Annotated in this window: 11 protein-coding genes; 6 read left to right on the top strand and 5 right to left on the bottom strand. The window is 48.1% G+C overall.

All coding sequences use genetic code 11. The features are described from left to right. Positions 1-1,025 (bottom strand): Rieske 2Fe-2S domain-containing protein (locus ABY436_RS03415; RefSeq protein WP_372737626.1); only part of this gene is annotated, 1,025 nt, incomplete at its 3' end. A gap of 319 nt (positions 1,026-1,344) precedes the next feature. On the opposite strand from ABY436_RS03415, the gene ABY436_RS03410 reads away from it, so the two are divergent. The 3 genes from ABY436_RS03410 to ABY436_RS03400 all read left to right on the top strand — a co-directional run bounded on the left by ABY436_RS03410 (position 1,345) and on the right by ABY436_RS03400 (position 5,203). Further along, on the top strand, positions 1,345-2,448 hold the full coding sequence (locus ABY436_RS03410) for an FAD-binding oxidoreductase (protein ID WP_372737627.1): 1,104 nt from the start codon (positions 1,345-1,347) through the stop codon (positions 2,446-2,448). 89 nt (positions 2,449-2,537) lie between these two features. Beyond that, complete coding sequence (locus ABY436_RS03405; protein ID WP_372737625.1) at positions 2,538-4,469, top strand: putative nucleotidyltransferase substrate binding domain-containing protein; 1,932 nt, start codon at positions 2,538-2,540, stop codon at positions 4,467-4,469. A gap of 11 nt (positions 4,470-4,480) precedes the next feature. After that, positions 4,481-5,203 carry a 3'-5' exonuclease gene (locus ABY436_RS03400; RefSeq protein WP_372737624.1) on the top strand — a complete coding sequence of 241 codons (723 nt, stop codon included), beginning with the start codon at positions 4,481-4,483 and terminating at the stop codon, positions 5,201-5,203. Between the two features lie 176 nt (positions 5,204-5,379). On the opposite strand, the gene fdhA is transcribed toward ABY436_RS03400, so the two are convergent. Next, a complete protein-coding gene (gene fdhA, locus ABY436_RS03395) occupies positions 5,380-6,579 on the bottom strand; it encodes a formaldehyde dehydrogenase, glutathione-independent (protein WP_372737623.1) in 1,200 nt (399 codons plus the stop codon). A 441-nt stretch (positions 6,580-7,020) separates the two neighbouring features. Between fdhA and ABY436_RS03390 the strand changes: the two genes are divergently transcribed. Next, a complete protein-coding gene (locus ABY436_RS03390) occupies positions 7,021-8,133 on the top strand; it encodes a GlxA family transcriptional regulator (protein WP_372737622.1) in 1,113 nt (370 codons plus the stop codon). A gap of 75 nt (positions 8,134-8,208) precedes the next feature. Here ABY436_RS03390 and ABY436_RS03385 read toward each other — a convergent pair whose 3' ends face one another. Both ABY436_RS03385 and ABY436_RS03380 read right to left on the bottom strand, forming a co-directional pair. Continuing rightward, a complete protein-coding gene (locus tag ABY436_RS03385; protein WP_372737621.1) occupies positions 8,209-9,405 on the bottom strand; it encodes an aromatic amino acid transaminase in 1,197 nt (398 codons plus the stop codon). A gap of 2 nt (positions 9,406-9,407) precedes the next feature. Then, a complete protein-coding gene (locus ABY436_RS03380; RefSeq protein ID WP_372737620.1) occupies positions 9,408-12,953 on the bottom strand; it encodes an indolepyruvate ferredoxin oxidoreductase family protein in 3,546 nt (1,181 codons plus the stop codon). Positions 12,954-13,108: 155 nt separating this feature from the next. On the opposite strand from ABY436_RS03380, the gene ABY436_RS03375 reads away from it, so the two are divergent. Beyond that, positions 13,109-13,561, top strand: coding sequence for an Lrp/AsnC family transcriptional regulator (locus ABY436_RS03375; protein ID WP_372737619.1), 453 nt, complete (start codon positions 13,109-13,111; stop codon positions 13,559-13,561). A 159-nt stretch (positions 13,562-13,720) separates the two neighbouring features. After that, the gene (locus tag ABY436_RS03370; RefSeq protein ID WP_372737618.1) at positions 13,721-14,467 is read left to right on the top strand and encodes a lytic transglycosylase domain-containing protein; all 747 of its coding nucleotides are present in this window, start codon (positions 13,721-13,723) and stop codon (positions 14,465-14,467) included. A 160-nt stretch (positions 14,468-14,627) separates the two neighbouring features. Here ABY436_RS03370 and ABY436_RS03365 read toward each other — a convergent pair whose 3' ends face one another. Continuing rightward, positions 14,628-15,719 (bottom strand): hypothetical protein, encoded by a 1,092-nt coding sequence (locus tag ABY436_RS03365; RefSeq protein WP_372737617.1) that lies wholly within the window; start codon positions 15,717-15,719, stop codon positions 14,628-14,630. Between the last annotated feature and the right edge of the window lie 53 nt (positions 15,720-15,772).

The following is a 15,772-nucleotide window of genomic DNA, read 5'->3' as shown; positions in this document are numbered from 1 at the left end:
TCCTGGGCAGAGATTGGCAGCACGCGAAACACAACAAAGTGGTCGCTTTGCATGTGATTCCAGGAATTTGGCAGATGCAGAATACGCATGGAACCAAGCTTAGGGTTTTTGATGCGGCCAAGCAGTTTTTTACTGCCTTCAGAGCCATCCATTGTCATGGCCTGCGTGCCTTTTTTTAGCGGCATGCGGACGATACGGTTACGTTTGCCGGGACCATAGCTGCGGTGCTCATGCGGAATACCTTCTGCATCCCACTCTGCCGCTTGCGTGTTGTAGTGGTCTACGAAGTCTTGCGGGGCGCGTGGGTCGTTGGTGTCATCCCATTCCAGTAAGCTGTTGAGCAGTTCCGGATGGTTAGCGGCGCAATGGTAGCATTCACGGTTGTTTTCTAAAACGAGCTTCCAGTTGGCTTTTTCATACATGTTGGACTCCACCGCTAACTTGGTGTTTTCAACATCGTACGGTTCCATGTACTCATCCAGCGTGGCGAGGAACTCGTCAAAATCGCCTTGAGGCTCTTCGGCGGCAAGGCTGATAAAAATGAAGCCGCCTGCCGTTTTACACAGGGCTTTTTTCAGACCGTTCTGTTTCATGTCAAAGCTTTCACCCATATCTGAGCCGGCGAAGAGCAGGTTGCCTTTCAGATCATAGGTCCATGTATGGTAGGGGCACACCAGATTAGCGGCTTTGCCACGCTGCTTGGTGCAAATTCGTGAACCGCGGTGGCGGCAGGTATTGTGGAATGCGTTGATGTTACCTTCTGCGTCACGCACGATCAGTACCGGATTCTGGCCGATTTCTAGCGTGATGTAATCGCCTTTTGAAGGCACTTCACTGCTCATGCCGACAAACAGCCACTCTTTTTGAAAAACCTCCTCCATATCTACGCGGAACATCTGTGGGTCATTATACAACGGCTGTGGAAGTGAGTAGTTAGGCGCACGCGCTTCCAACAGTTGTTCCATTTCCTGCCGTGCATCAGCGTAAGTGGCGCTGGTGATATTAAGCAGATCGTTCTGGTTCATTTGTTCTTATCCTCGATAGCACCAGAGTGTGCGTAAATTTTTAGCCCGTTTGGCACAGTATCCCTGCCATTCGTAGCGGCATGGGTGATGCGTTAATCGTCTTATATTGGCGGACGCGTAGTTTGACCATTTACGACATGAAAGCATCTATAAATCGACCTCAGGCCGCAGTGAAATCCGATATATGTCGCTATAAGCAAGTTTTTGTCGCTATTGGCTAAATGAGTATTGGAAGGAAGCATGAGAATGCATACATCGAGTTCCATTCATGCGAAGAATAATAGAGAGAAAAACGATGGCAAATCCAGCAGCGGTAGCGGTGAATACCGATGCATTCATACCGGTTAATACACAAACTTGGGTGAATGGTCGTCACAATGTGCGTTGTGTCAAGGTGATCGATGAAACCTGGGATGTAAGAACATTCTGTTTTATGGCAGAACAGCCGGTCATGTTCTTTTTTAAACCCGGGCAGTTTGTCACGCTTGAACTGGAAGTCGAAGGTCGCCAGGTGATGCGTTCTTATACGATTTCCAGTGCACCGTCTGTTCCTTACAGTTTTTCTATCAGCGTTAAACGCGCGCCGGGTGGACTGGTATCGAACTGGTTGCATGACAACTTAGAGGAAGGGCATGAATTAGCAGTGCATGGGCCGGTTGGGCAGTTTAATTGTATCGACTTTCCGGCAGATAAAGTGTTGTTTCTTTCGGGCGGCGTAGGTATTACACCGGTAATGTCGATGGCACGCTGGTATTTCGATACCAACGCTGATGTGGATATGGCGTTTGTGCACAGTGCCCGTACGGCTAAAGATATCGTGTTTCAGCGTGAGCTGGAGCACATGGCTTCCAGGATTGTAAATTTCACGCTGCATGTCATTTGTGAAAGAGTCGAACGTGGCCAGGCGTGGAGCGGTTATCGGGGTTATCTGGATCAGGCAAAATTAAGCATGATGGCACCGGATTTTATGCAACGTGAGATTTTTTGTTGCGGGCCAACACCCTACATGAAGGCGATAAAGGCATTACTGGAAAGCAATGGCTTTGATATGAGGCGTTATCATGAAGAGTCGTTCGGGGCGACCCCCGTTGATGTTAAAGAGGATGCCATAGAGCAGGCAGAGATTGCGCAGGAAGAGATTGACGCACTGGTGCAGGCGGATATGGTGCGTGTTGAATTTGCCTCTACCGGCAAAAGTATACAAATTGCGCCAGGAGAAACAGTGCATGCAGCAGCGGCTAAGCTGGATCTGCATATTCCTAAAGCGTGCGGTATGGGGATTTGTGGGACGTGTAAAGTGTTAGTAAAAACCGGTGAGGTGACCATGGAGCATAACGGAGGTATTACGGATGAGGATGTTATCGCCGGGTATGTTTTGTCATGCTGTAGTGTGCCTAAAGGTGATGTAGTAGTGGATTTTTAATCATGCATTTTAGTCTTTCATAGTCAGTGATTTTAGTTAGGTGATGATACAAAGACCCGACTCAACCGGCTGCGTTTATAGAGAACATAATGGAAGCAGAGCATATAGAGGTTGCTGGATTTCTGAGCCAGTTTCAGCCCTTTAGCGGGTTACCGCAAGAGACGATTAACAGTATTGCCCAGCAGGTTGAAATAGCTTACTACCGGGCCGAAAGTAATATTTTTAATTTTGGTGATGAAGTGCACGATTTGTGCATTATTCGTAGTGGTTCAGTTGAAATCTATCGACGTAACGGTGATCTGTATAATCGACTCAGTGCGGGTGGGTTGTTCGGCCAGATGGGCTTACTGATGAACAACCTTATCCGTTTGCCGGTTAAAGCGCTGGAAGACTCTCTGATCTACTTCATTCCTGAATCAGTATTTATTTCGTTATGTGACGAGTTTGAGGCGTTTGCTTATTTTGTCGAAATGGATGATCACTCAAACTTGCAGCATGCCGCTTCGGATAAAAACGCGAATAGCTTAATGGTCTCCAAGGCGACTATGTTGATCTCTCGTGAGCCGGTTAGCATTTTAAATACTGCAACGATTCGTCAAGCAGCAGAGAAGATGACGGAGGAAGGTGTCTCTTCTTTGTTGATCGTTAATGCCGCTTCGCCAGCGCTTTCTTCAGCCCTCTCTTCACCGCTCTCTTCACCCCTCTCTTCCATGACTGCTGAAAGTCAGGAGGGGGAGAGGGAGCAGCAGATGGTGGGTATTATTACGGATAGGGATCTGCGCACGAGGGTAGTATCAACGGGATACCCCTTAGACGCCAGCATCGATCAGGTGATGTCAACCGATCTGGTAACACTTGATGTAGATGCTTATGCGTTTGAGGCGATGCTGAGTATGCTTCGCTATAACTTGCACCATCTGCCGATACTGGATAAAGGTCGTCCGGTGGGTGTTATTGCTATCTCTGACATTGTCCGTTATGAGTCGCAAAGCAGTTTGTATATGGTGGGTACGGTATTTCGCCAGAACAGTGTCGAAGAGCTTAAGCTTATCTCTAAAGAGATCTCTTCCTGCTTTGTGCGCCTGGTTAATGAAGATGCTAACTCGCATATGATTGGTAGTGCGATGTCGGTGATAGGACGTAGTTTTAAGCAGCGATTATTGGAATTGGCTGAGGAGCATTTAGGGCCACCGCCCTTGCCTTACTGCTTTCTGGCATTAGGCTCAATGGCGCGGGATGAGCAGTTGATCATCACTGATCAGGATAACGCACTGATTCTGGATAATCAGTATGATCCGCAGCTGCATGCTGAGTATTTTGAGGCGTTGGCACATTTCGTCTGCGATGGCTTGGCGGCCTGCGGTTTCAGTTACTGTAGCGGTGGGATTATGGCGACAAATCCTCGTTGGCGAAAAACCCGAAATCAATGGGAAGTGTGTTTTGCTGACTGGATTGATAACCCGCTTCCGGAAGCCTTGTTGAACTGCTCGATCTTTTTTGATTTGGAGGGCGTCTGGGGCCAAACTCACTGGGCTGAGCAGCTGAACTTTTTTGTTGCTCAAAAAGCTTCTCATGAACCACGTTTCTTAGCCAGTCTGGCCCGCAATGCATTGAGCCGAACACCTCCGTTGGGTTTCTTTAAAAACTTTGTGATGGAGCAGGATGGTCAGCACCGTAAATCGATTAATCTGAAACGCCGTGGCACAGCACCCTTAGCCGACCTTATCCGGGTACATGCACTGGCAGTGGGCTCCAGAGCCAGGAACTCTTTTGAAAGGCTGGATGATATTATTAAAAGCAAAATTATTCCTGAAGGGCGTGTTTCAGACTTGAAAGATGCGCTGGAGTTTATATCGATGGTCAGAATCCGCCATCAAGCTATTAATATCGAAGCCGGGCGCATGGCAGATAATAATATTGAGCCGGAACACTTGTCTGACTTTGAACGGCGAAACCTCAAAGATGCTTTTCAGGTGCTGAGTAATAGCCAGCGCTTTCTCAAATTTCGTTATCCCTATTGAGGCGGTTGAGAATGACGCGCGTCAACAGCAGAGAAAAGCACACTATAGACTGGTCACAGAGGATTAAGGAGCAAGCGTTAACGGCCAAAGATACTCGCATACGGGCATTTTATGAGCAGGGCGCGGTGGCGGCGGATACGCCATTAAAAGAGGTGTCTTTTGTTGCGTTGGATTTTGAAACCACGGGTCTGAATGCTGATAAAGACGATATTGTGAGTATCGGTTTGGTACCTTTTACGCTGCATCGTATTTACTGTAAAGACGCTAAGCAATGGATTTTGAATCCTCGCCAGCAGCTGGCAACAGAGTCAGTCATTATTCATGGAATTACTCACTCGGCTATTAACAATGCACCGGATTTGATGCGCGTATTGGAGCCGTTATTGGCAGCGCTTGCCGGACGTGTCGTGGTTGTCCATTACCGTTACATCGAACGAGAGTTTCTTCATGCCGCGCTAAAAGTCAGGCTGGGAGAGGGGATCTGTTTTCCGATTGTGGATACGATGGATCTGGAAGCCCGTTTACATCGTAAGGGGGTTAAAGCATTGGTCTGTCGTTGGTTCGGACGTAAGCCGTTATCCATCCGCCTTTCTGACAGCCGTGCCCGATACAGTTTACCCTTTTACAAACAGCATGAAGCCCTAACGGATGCGGTTGCCACGGCCGAATTGCTGCAGGCGCAGGTCGCCTACCTATATTCCCCGGATACACCGGTTGCTGAGTTGTGGCGATAACTGAGATATAGCTGAGATAAGTTTGCTGCGTAAAGCTTGTCGGTTAACGTGGACTTTTTCTGTTTTTGAATAAAAAAACGCACCCCTTGTGAAGATGCGTTTTATCTGGCTAGCTTAGCCTTCTATTGCCGGTAATCTTGGCCTGGTTTTGCTCTCTTTCTCTGTCTGCAGCCCTGTCAGGATTTAACGCTATTATGTGGATCAATCACATACTTCTTCGCCGCGCCACCATCAAAGTCAGCATAGCCTTCGGGCGCCTGATCCAGTGTAATCATCTGGACGTTAACGGCATCAGCAATTTTGACTTTGTCAAAAAGAATGGCTTGCATTAACGGGCGATGATATTTCATAACCGGGCATTGGCCGGTATGAAAAGAATGAGATTTAGCCCAGCCCAAACCAAAGCGCATGCTAAGTGCACCAATTTTAGCGGCATCATCCATCGCACCCGGATCTTCTGTCACATACAGCCCCGGAATACCGATTTGTCCGCCTGCACGGGTAATCTGCATAGCGGAGTTGAGTACAGTTGCAGGGGCTTCCTGTCCGTGGTTACAACCACATGCGTGTGCTTCAAAACCAACGCAATCCACAAAGGCATCGACTTCGCGTTCTCCCAGAATGGCTTCCAGCTTATCAGCCATATCGCCTTCTTCACGTAGGTCGATAGTTTCGCAGCCAAAGCTTCCTGCTTGCTTGAGACGGTCTGTTACCATGTCGCCAACAATAACGCAGGCGGCACCCAGCAAATGGGCGGCAGCTGCCGCAGCGAGACCGACAGGGCCGGCACCCGCGATATAAACGGTTGAACCCGGGCCAACACCTGCGGTAACACAGCCGTGGAATCCTGTTGGAAAGATGTCAGAGAGTAATGTTAAGTCTTTGATCTTTTCCATGGCTTGTTCAGGATCAGGAAATTTCAGCAAATTGAAATCGGCATAGGGGACCATGACATATTCTGCCTGGCCTCCGACCCAACCACCCATATCGACATAACCATAGGCAGCACCCGGGCGGGCAGGGTTAACATTAAGACAGATACCCGTGTTGCCTTCTTTGCAGTTACGGCAACGGCCGCAGGCGATATTGAACGGAACAGAGACGACATCACCCGGATGAAGAAACTCGACATCTGAGCCGCACTCAATAATTTGTCCGGTTATTTCATGGCCCAGGACTAAGCCGGCTTCAGCAGTGGTCCTGCCGCGTACCATGTGTTGGTCAGAACCACAGATATTGGTTGTTAACACACGTAAAATAACGCCGTGATTACACTTTCTTTTACCAATGGCGAGTTCTGGAAATGCGATCGATTCTACGGCAACTTCACCGGGACCTTTATAAACAACCCCACGGTTATCAAAGTGGCTTGTCATGTATACACTCCTGTTATTTTTATGGCTGAGTAATGCCTCAGTTGCTCACTCTATGCTGGCCGGGGTTTTGCCACATGACTGTAATAACCCGATACGTGTCTATTTAAGACATTAAGTGGATGAGAATCCCTTTTTTTCAGGTTTTGATTGATGAGAAAACAGGTCATTTGGCTGGAAAACCTGATATACATCATGAAATAAAAAATAATGCGTCGCTTTTAGATAATCTATGCCTGATATGCGTCGTTTTCGGACGCATTGAATTTCATTTGAGAGATATTATTGGTAGTAACTCCCGTGCGGGATGTGCGCAGAATATTGGCTATTTCTGGTGCTTTAAAAAAACTGGACTGACAGTTATTTCGTTAATAATTATATTAAGAACGGACCTCTTTCTGTGCATCAGAAGAGTTCGATGAGGGCACTACAATGGCTTCAGGTATGACATCTAACCCAGCGATCAAAAGCAAGACGCTAACACGTGTTGGTTTCTTGTTACTCGATAATTTCACGATGATTGCGTTGGCATCGGCCATTGAGACGCTACGAATGGCCAATCAGTTATCCGGCGAGGAACTATTTAGTTGGCAGCTGATTTCAGAAGATGGTTGCCTGGTAAAGGCCAGCGACGGACTCTCATTTACACCTGATTTTTCTATTTTGAACGCTCCGGTTTTAGACATGGTCATTGTGGTTGGCGGTGTTGATATTACCCGCAGCTTCAGTCCACGTCAGGTTAGTTGGTTACGCGCGTTGGGGCGCAAAAATTATACGCTGGGAGGAATCTGTACAGGCGCTTATGTTTTAGCGCATGCAGGTTTACTCGATAATTATGAAAGCAGTATCCATTGGGAATGCTTGGCGTCCATGCAGGAGCGTTACCCTAAAGTACGTTGTAATAATCGTTTATATAGTATCGATAAGAACCGCATGACATCGTCTGGCGGGACAACCGCCATGGACATGTTTCTCAACTACATTACATTAAAGTATGGTGGCAAGTTATCCGGTGCGGTGTCTGATATGTTTATCTGTGACCGGGTACGGGGCGAATTTGATCAGCAGCGTGTTTCGTTGCGTCAGATGCATACTCATGGTCAGCCGGTGCCGAAGTTGGTCGATATTATTGAATTAATGGAAGCCAATCTTGAAGAGCCATTTGAATTGGATGAGCTGGCAAGTTTCGTAGCGGTTTCCCGACGTCAGCTTGAAAGGATGTTTTTAAAACATCTGGAATGTTCGCCATCACGATATTATTTGAAACTGCGTTTAGACCGTGCCAGGCAACTGCTGAAGCAGTCGAGCTTGTCGATTGTTGAAATTTCAACGGCATGTGGTTTTGTGTCTACGCCCCACTTTAGCCGTTGCTATCGAAAGCATATCGGCATTTCGCCACGGGATGAGCGTAAAGGTACCTGGTCGGATGCCACGCGCACTAATCGGCTTCGTCAGCCCCTTATCGATCAAGAAGTTGTCATCCCAGCTGTCCGCTCGGCAACGGCGTTATTTCAAGCGCAAACCGAACCTAGTTATGGGTCAATCGCTATTCAATAATTTTGTCGCAAGCACAAGCATTGCTCAGCTTACTATTGGCTGATCAATGCTTGTGCTATGGCAGAATTGTGAGACTTAGCCTTTCAGGACCTTACTTAACGATTGTGCTACATAACCTAGATTCGTAGAGGATAAGCCGGCAATATTGATCCGGCTGGAGTCCACCATATAGATGGCATGCTCATCACGCAGGCGAGCCACCTGCTCTTTGTTTATCCCTAAGAAAGAGAACATCCCTTTTTGCCGGGGTATGAAGTTAAAGTCTTGCGAGCAGCCTGTTGCCGCAATCTCCTGAGCCAGTTGATGACGTAATTGCAGGATACGGTTACGCATCACTGTGAGTTCGTTATCCCAGCTTTTAGTCAGCTCTGCATTACCCAGAATAGTTTCAACAATGGCAGCCCCATGTGCCGGCGGCATCGAGTAGTGGCCACGAATGATACTGAACAGGTTACTGGCGGTGACGTTGGCTTGTTGCTGGTTAGGTGAAATAATGATCACTGAACCGGTTCTTTCACGATACAGGCCAAAGTTTTTAGAGCAGGAGCTGGCGATCAGCATTTCGGGGGCTTTATCAGCCAGCAGGCGAACCCCATAAGCGTCTTCAGCCAAACCATCTCCTAAGCCCTGATAAGCGATATCGACAAACGGAATCAGGTTTTTACGGATCAGCAACTCAGTGATAACATCCCATTGTGCTTTTGAAAGGTCAGCACCACTCGGGTTATGGCAGCAGCCGTGTAATAATACGACATCGCCAGCCTTGGCCGATTCGAGCGCGCTGCACATGCCATCAAAACGGATCCCTTTTGTCTCACCATCGTAATAAGGATATTCCGTAATATTTAATCGGGCACCTTTTAGCAGAGGTATATGGTTTGCCCATGTTGGATCACTCACCCAGACGGTTGTATCCGGCGAGCATTTAGCCATGAACTCAGCGGCCATGCGCAGTGCGCCGCAGCCGCCAGGCGTTTGTGCAACGGTGATGCGCTGATCTTTGATTGCGCTGTGATCATTACCCAGCAGCAAACGGCTGATATGGTAATTGAAACCTTCTGCACCGGCAGGCCCGATGTAGGTTTTGGTTGTTTCTGTTGCCAACAGGTGTGTTTCCGCTGCGGTGACAGCCTGCATGATAGCAGTATGGCCTTGCTCGTCTTTATAGACACCCACGCCTAAGTCAACTTTTAGTGGGTTGTTATCCTTACGGTACTGAACCATCAGGTTTAGGATGGGGTCTGCGGGTAATGCGTGCAGATGTTCGAACATGACTATTCTCCTGCGCCTTGAGTGGCTTGTTGGTACTGTGCCAATAATGCAGAGTGCTGCTGTGCCGCTTTCTCTGCTGCTGTTTCCCGAACAGGACCGTAGCCACGAATCTCTTTTGGAAGGTTGGCAAGCTGCAGCGCCAGATCATAGTTGTGTTGTGTTGTCTGGCTTTGCAACATGGCTATGAGTTGTTTGTAACTGGTCAGCAGTTGTCTATCCAGTTTTCGATCAGCAGAAAAACGGAAAGGATCCAGCATTGTATGACGTATAACACGCATTTTGGCGAGCATTCGTAAGGATTTCAACATCCACGGGCCAAATTGTCGTTTAACAGGTCGCCCATTGACAACTTTGCCGCCTAAAATGGGTGGTGCGAAGTTAAAGTGGACTTTATAGTCACCTTCAAAGGTATTTTCTACCTCTAGCAGGAAATCAGTATCCGTATACAAACGTGCCACTTCATACTCATCTTTGGTCGCCATTAATCGGTACAGCTGGGTTGCGACAACCTCGGTCAGTTGTTCTTGGTTGTTATCGTTATTGTTACCGTTATCGTTCTTTGTAGCGTTGCCGCGTTGCTCGCTCAGTTGTTTATCCAGTTGACGAATACTCTTTATGTGCTGTAAGTACTGGTCCGCGAGTTTTTGGCTCTGATAACTTTTTAGCGTATCTGCAAAACGCTGGATTTTCTGCTCGAGTGTTTCCGTGGCTTTACCCGGTTTCGGATTTGCTGCTTGCGTAACATAGTCCGGCATGCTCGCAGCCAAGCGTCCCCAGCTGAACGCGGTTTTATTTTTATCGACCGCAACCGCGTTAAGTTCGATAGCGCGAGTCAGTGCCGTTTCAGAGATAGGAATAAGTCCTTTTTGCCAGGCATAGCCCAGCATCATCACGTTTGAGAAAACCGTATCGCCCAACAAATGAAGCGCAAGCGTGTTGGCGTCCAGTGTTGAGAACTGGCTGTCGCCTACCGCATCAGCCAGTAGGTTGACACGCTTATTACTTTCGATATCGGCATCCCGGTAAAGCACATGGTCAGCGGTCGCCATTTCGGCAAGATTAACCACAGCTTTGGTGTGATTGTGGCGGAGTACATCCAGCGCTTTAGCGGAGGTGGCGACCACCATGTCACAGGCGATTAATGCATCCGCACGGCCATGGTCGGTACGTACCTGATGAATATCCTGCGGTGACGGTGCTACGCGTACATAGCTGAGTACTGCGCCACCTTTTTGCGCGAACCCCATAAAGTCGAGCACGCTGGAGCCTTTGCCTTCAAGATGCGCTGCCATGGTGATTAACGCGCCGACAGTAACAACACCTGTGCCCCCGACACCACTGACCAGTAGGTCATAGGTCCCGCTCAGTGGTGGAATTAACGGGCTGGGTATTCTGGCAAGCTGCTCGGTGACAGCATCCGGGCTGAGGCCTTTGGGTTTGCGCAGTTGGCCGCCTTCGATGGTCACAAAACTAGGACAGAAACCGTTAACACAACTGAAGTCCTTGTTACAGGAAGACTGGTCGATCTGGCGTTTAACACCCATTTCAGTAGCACGAGGCACAATCGATAAGCAGTTAGACTGTGCGGAACAATCGCCACAGCTTTCACATACATGGTGATTAATCATAACGCGCTTGGCCGGATCAGGAAATTGGCCACGTTTACGCAGGCGACGTTTTTCTGCCGCGCAGGTCTGATCATAAATGAGAACCGTCACGCCTTTTATTTCTCGTAACTCACGCTGCACGCTATCAAGTTCATCGCGGTCATAAAAGCTTGTACCTTTGGGAAATTCGCCCTCATGGCCCTTATATTTTTCAGGTTGATCGCTCAGCACAGCAATGCGGTTCGCGCCTTCTGAGTGCACTTGTTGTGCGATAGCCGGGACCGATATTTGTCCGTCTACAGGCTGACCACCGGTCATGGCGACCGCATCGTTGAAGAGGATTTTGTAGGTGATGTTAGAGCCTGCGGCAATCGATTGGCGAATGGCCATCGAGCCGGAGTGGAAGTAGGTGCCTTCTCCCAGATTCTGGAAGATATGCCCGTTGCCGGTAAAGCGCGATTTGCTCGCCCAGTTTACGCCTTCGCCTCCCATCTGAATCAGTGACTCGGTGTTGCGTCCCATCCATGAGGCCATAAAGTGACAGCCAATGCCGGCGAGTGCTTTACTGCCTTCAGGCACTTTGGTTGAGCGGTTGTGTGGGCAACCGGAACAAAAATAGGGCATACGACGCACGCCACCCGGATCTTTAACCGTAACACCGGACTCCTTGATCTGCTGTAGCTCATCGGTAAAACTGAGATCGAAGAGACGTTGTAAACGCGCTGCCAGAAAAGAGGCGAGCAAAGAAGGACTCAGCTCCCCTACGTAGGGGATGAGTGGCTGGCCGTTTTCATCTTGCTTGCCGGTGATCAGTACTTCGCCGGGGCGGTCGGGTTCTGACATCGCCTCCTTTATCTGGCTCTCGATAATGCCTCGCTTTTCTTCGATAACCAGAATCTCCTGCTTGCCATGCACAAAGTCGAGAATCCCTTTACGCTCAAGTGGCCAGACCAGACCTATTTTATAAATTTCTATGCCGAGCGCTTGTAATCTTTGTTCAGGTAGGCCGAGCAGATCAAGCGCTTCCAACAAGTCCAGGTGTGCCTTGCCGGTGCTGGCGATACCCAGTTTAGCACCAGCGGCCGCGACGATTTTCTTATCAATAGGGTTGGCTCTGGCGAACGCCTGTACAGCAGCGAGTTTATGCTCAATACGTGTTTCAAGCTGTGGGCCGGGGAGGTCAGGCCAGCGATAATGCAGACCTTCGGCGGGAGCTGTGAAGTCGTTTGGTATTTTGAAAGTGGGTAAGGGTTTGAGTTCTACACTAGAGGCGCTTTCGACCGTTTCAGAGATCGCTTTAAAGCCTACCCACATCCCTGAAAAGCGAGATAACGCATATCCCCATAAGCCAAACTCTTCATACTCTGCAATGCTTGCCGGGTTAATGGTCGGCATAAACCAGGCCATAAAAGCAACGTCGGACTGATGTGGCATAGAGGAAGAAACACAACCGTGATCATCGCCTGCAACGACTAACACGCCACCGTGAGGGGAGCTACCATAGGTATTGCCATGCTTTAGCGCATCGCCGGCTCTGTCAACACCCGGGCCTTTTCCGTACCAGATCGAGAATACACCGTCGACGGTTTTATCAGGGTCGGTTTCTACTTGTTGAGAACCCAGTACCAGTGTGGCGGCGAGGTCTTCATTAATCGCTGGAATAAATTCGATATGATGCTGTGCTAATAATGCTTCAGCACTCCACAGTGCCTGGTCATAGCCTCCCAAAGGAGAGCCGCGATAACCACTAATAAAACCACCGGTATTCAGGCCATTCTTTTTGTCCAGTTGGGCTTGTACCAGTGGAATGCGCACCAGTGCTTGCGTACCGGTTAAAAATACACGTCCCTGCGTACGCGTGTAGCGGTCGTTAAGTGCGTAGTTATCGAGTGCAGGCGCGTTATTGGTCGGCTTCTCTGATGGGAGTTCTGGCTTAGTCATGAGGAGGCTACTTTTATTGTTTGTTATTTAATCAGTTTAGGTGTTTTTGGGAGAAAGGTGCTTTCTATTTAATGTGTAAAAATGCAACAAAATGGAATATTCTTTCGTAAATGGTTAAGTTATTAAAAATAAATTACAAATAGTGGATTATATTAATGGATGCTTTTGATCGGCATATTTTGCGTATCCTCCAGCAAGATGGACGAATGAGTAATCAGCAGTTGGCCGATGAGGTGGGTTTGTCAGCGGCGGCCTGCTGGCGGCGGGTGAATGCATTAGAAAACAAAAAAGTGATCCGTAAATATGCGGCGCTTGTTGATTCAGATGCGGTGGAGCAAGGGTTGTGTGTTCTGGTGATGGTGTCATTGTTGCGGCATTCCGTGGATGAGACCAAAGCATTTGAAGCCGCCATGAAGGTGTGCGAAGAGGTATTACAGTGTTATGCCGTGACCGGCAATGCTGATTTTGTGCTGCGCGTGATGGTGTCCGATATTAAAGCCTACGACCGCTTCCTTAACGACAAGGTCTTCCCGTTGGAAGGCATTTCGCAGGTGCATTCAAACTTCGCCTTACGCAAGATTAAATGTGAAACAGCGCTTAAGGTGTAAGTGATTTCTGGGTAATTGTAAATTATCGGCTAAACTCTTATAGGAGAAGGTCTCAGGTATTAAGAGAAGTTCTCAGGTGTTCTTAATTAGGCGCATTTATTAAGTTTATTTGATTGAGATTCCTATTTTGCTTTGGTTGGGTTTGAAAAGGGTTGGCTCTTGAAACGTATCGCTAAGAAAGTGGCTAAGAAAGCTCATTGTGTCGCTTTCGTCATCGGACTTTTATGTTTGTCGGATAGTGTATGGGCAGCGGAAGGTATTCGCAGAATCGTGCGTGCTGATGGCGTAGTTGAGTACACCAATGTAAGTGCTGCGTCACAAGGCAAGACAGTACGGTATTCAGGTAAAAAGAATAGTACAGAATCCATTTATAAATACCGGGAAGCGAACGGCGTACTTACTTTTTCCGACCAAAAGCCCCGCAAAGGTATTCAATTTTCGACACTTAAGTTTGCCTGCTTTGCCTGTAGTCCTACATCAACGGTTAACTGGCACAACACGCCTTTAAATTTAACCTCATTTGAAACCTATGTCAGCCAGAGCGCGAAGCAACATGCTGTGGATCCCGCTTTAATTCGTGCCGTAATGCATGCCGAATCTGCTTTTAATGCGGCAGCAGTGTCGAGCCAGGGGGCGCAGGGATTAATGCAATTGATGCCTGCAACCGCAAAAGAGCTGGGGGTTAATGATGCATTAGATGCGGCTGAAAACATAAAAGGCGGGGCCAAATATCTTGCTGGGCTGTTAGCGCTGTATCGCGGAGATATAACACGGGCAACGGCAGCTTATAATGCAGGCCCGGGCGCGGTCAGAAAATACAATGGTATCCCTCCGTTTGCTGAAACCAGAGCCTATGTAGAAAGAGTGAGTATTTTACTTAAGCGATATCAAAGCGCGATTCCGTAAGGTTATTCTGCAGATCATCGTCGGCAGTGGGAAAATGTTGACAGTCTGAACTGGAGTATTCCGTCTGCTTGATAAGTCAGACGGAAAATAAGGGTGCAATAGGGGAGTGATACGGGAGTTACAGGAGCGCCAAGAGCTGATATTGGGCTTATATGTAAGATTAGCGGTGGTTCGCTTCTAGGATGGCAATACCTTGTCGGTAACCGATGCCGCCGTTCCCATGTACTAACCCGTATTGATGTGAACCAGAGATGAGTAGATGGTACATCTCAATTAAGCCATTCAGCGCAGGGTTGTTCCACGGCGCGCGCGCCAGATTCATACCACCGGTAATGGTCAGTAAGTGCTTGTCTAAAAACCCGGGCACTTCATCGAGTGAGGTGACTACACCACTACTGATCAGGAAGGCGAGCGGTACCACAGGGTAACAGGTGTAAATTTCCATTAAAACTTTGTCGTCAGTGATCAATGGCGTTAAGTCCAGATTGGCTTGCTTGCACGCCGTTTGGTAAGCCTGTGTTAAATGTTCATATCGGGCAATCAGTGATAATTGCTTAACTTCATCAATATCGAGTAGCCCTAAGCCAATGCCCGCAACATTGACAATGCTATCCTCATGACAATTGATTTTTTGCGCTAATGCTTCGCTGCATAATAACAAGCGACCTGAAAAATCTACCAAAGGATTAGCACAATCAACGCCACGAAAGAGTGGCGTCACATGAGAAAACCATTTTGATTCAGGCGCGGGAAAATGCGCACGCCCCTCTTGCTCAGCGATCTTGTGACTACGGATATGGTTAGTAAAGAGGGCATCTGCAAGTGCTAAAAACTGTTGTTCGTTACTCTGGTTGTCCTTAATAAACGCGTTAGCCAGATCGTTATATAACTGTGCGATCGAATAATCATCAGCGTAAACAGACATCAGTTGGTGGCGTTCTTCACGGCCATAGCCGCTCTTTACCGGGTCGTCGCCACTAATAATAACCGCCTCATGGCCTTGTTCTATTAATAGCTGAGCCTGCTTAAGCGCCATGATAGGCGCGCAGCCGCTGCGAAAGTGATTAGGCTGTTGATCGCTATGCCAATCGGTAGATAAAGGATCGATGGTTAATATCGTTGGCGTTATTTTACGTTGCTGGATAGCGTCTAAATGAGTTTGATATTGTGCGCGTTGTTGATGGAGTAAAGCACTATCGTCCTGATCAATCTGCGCATAGCCTGCAATTATTTTTATAGGCGAGGTCGTCATAGCGTCGCAATCCTATGAAATGAAAAGAAATAAAAAGAAATAATATCAGAAAT

Origin of the sequence: Neptunomonas sp., from assembly GCF_041601355.1 — a bacterium.
GTDB lineage: Bacteria > Pseudomonadota > Gammaproteobacteria > Pseudomonadales > Balneatricaceae > Neptunomonas.
This window is presented reverse-complemented; position numbering and strand designations above follow the sequence as displayed.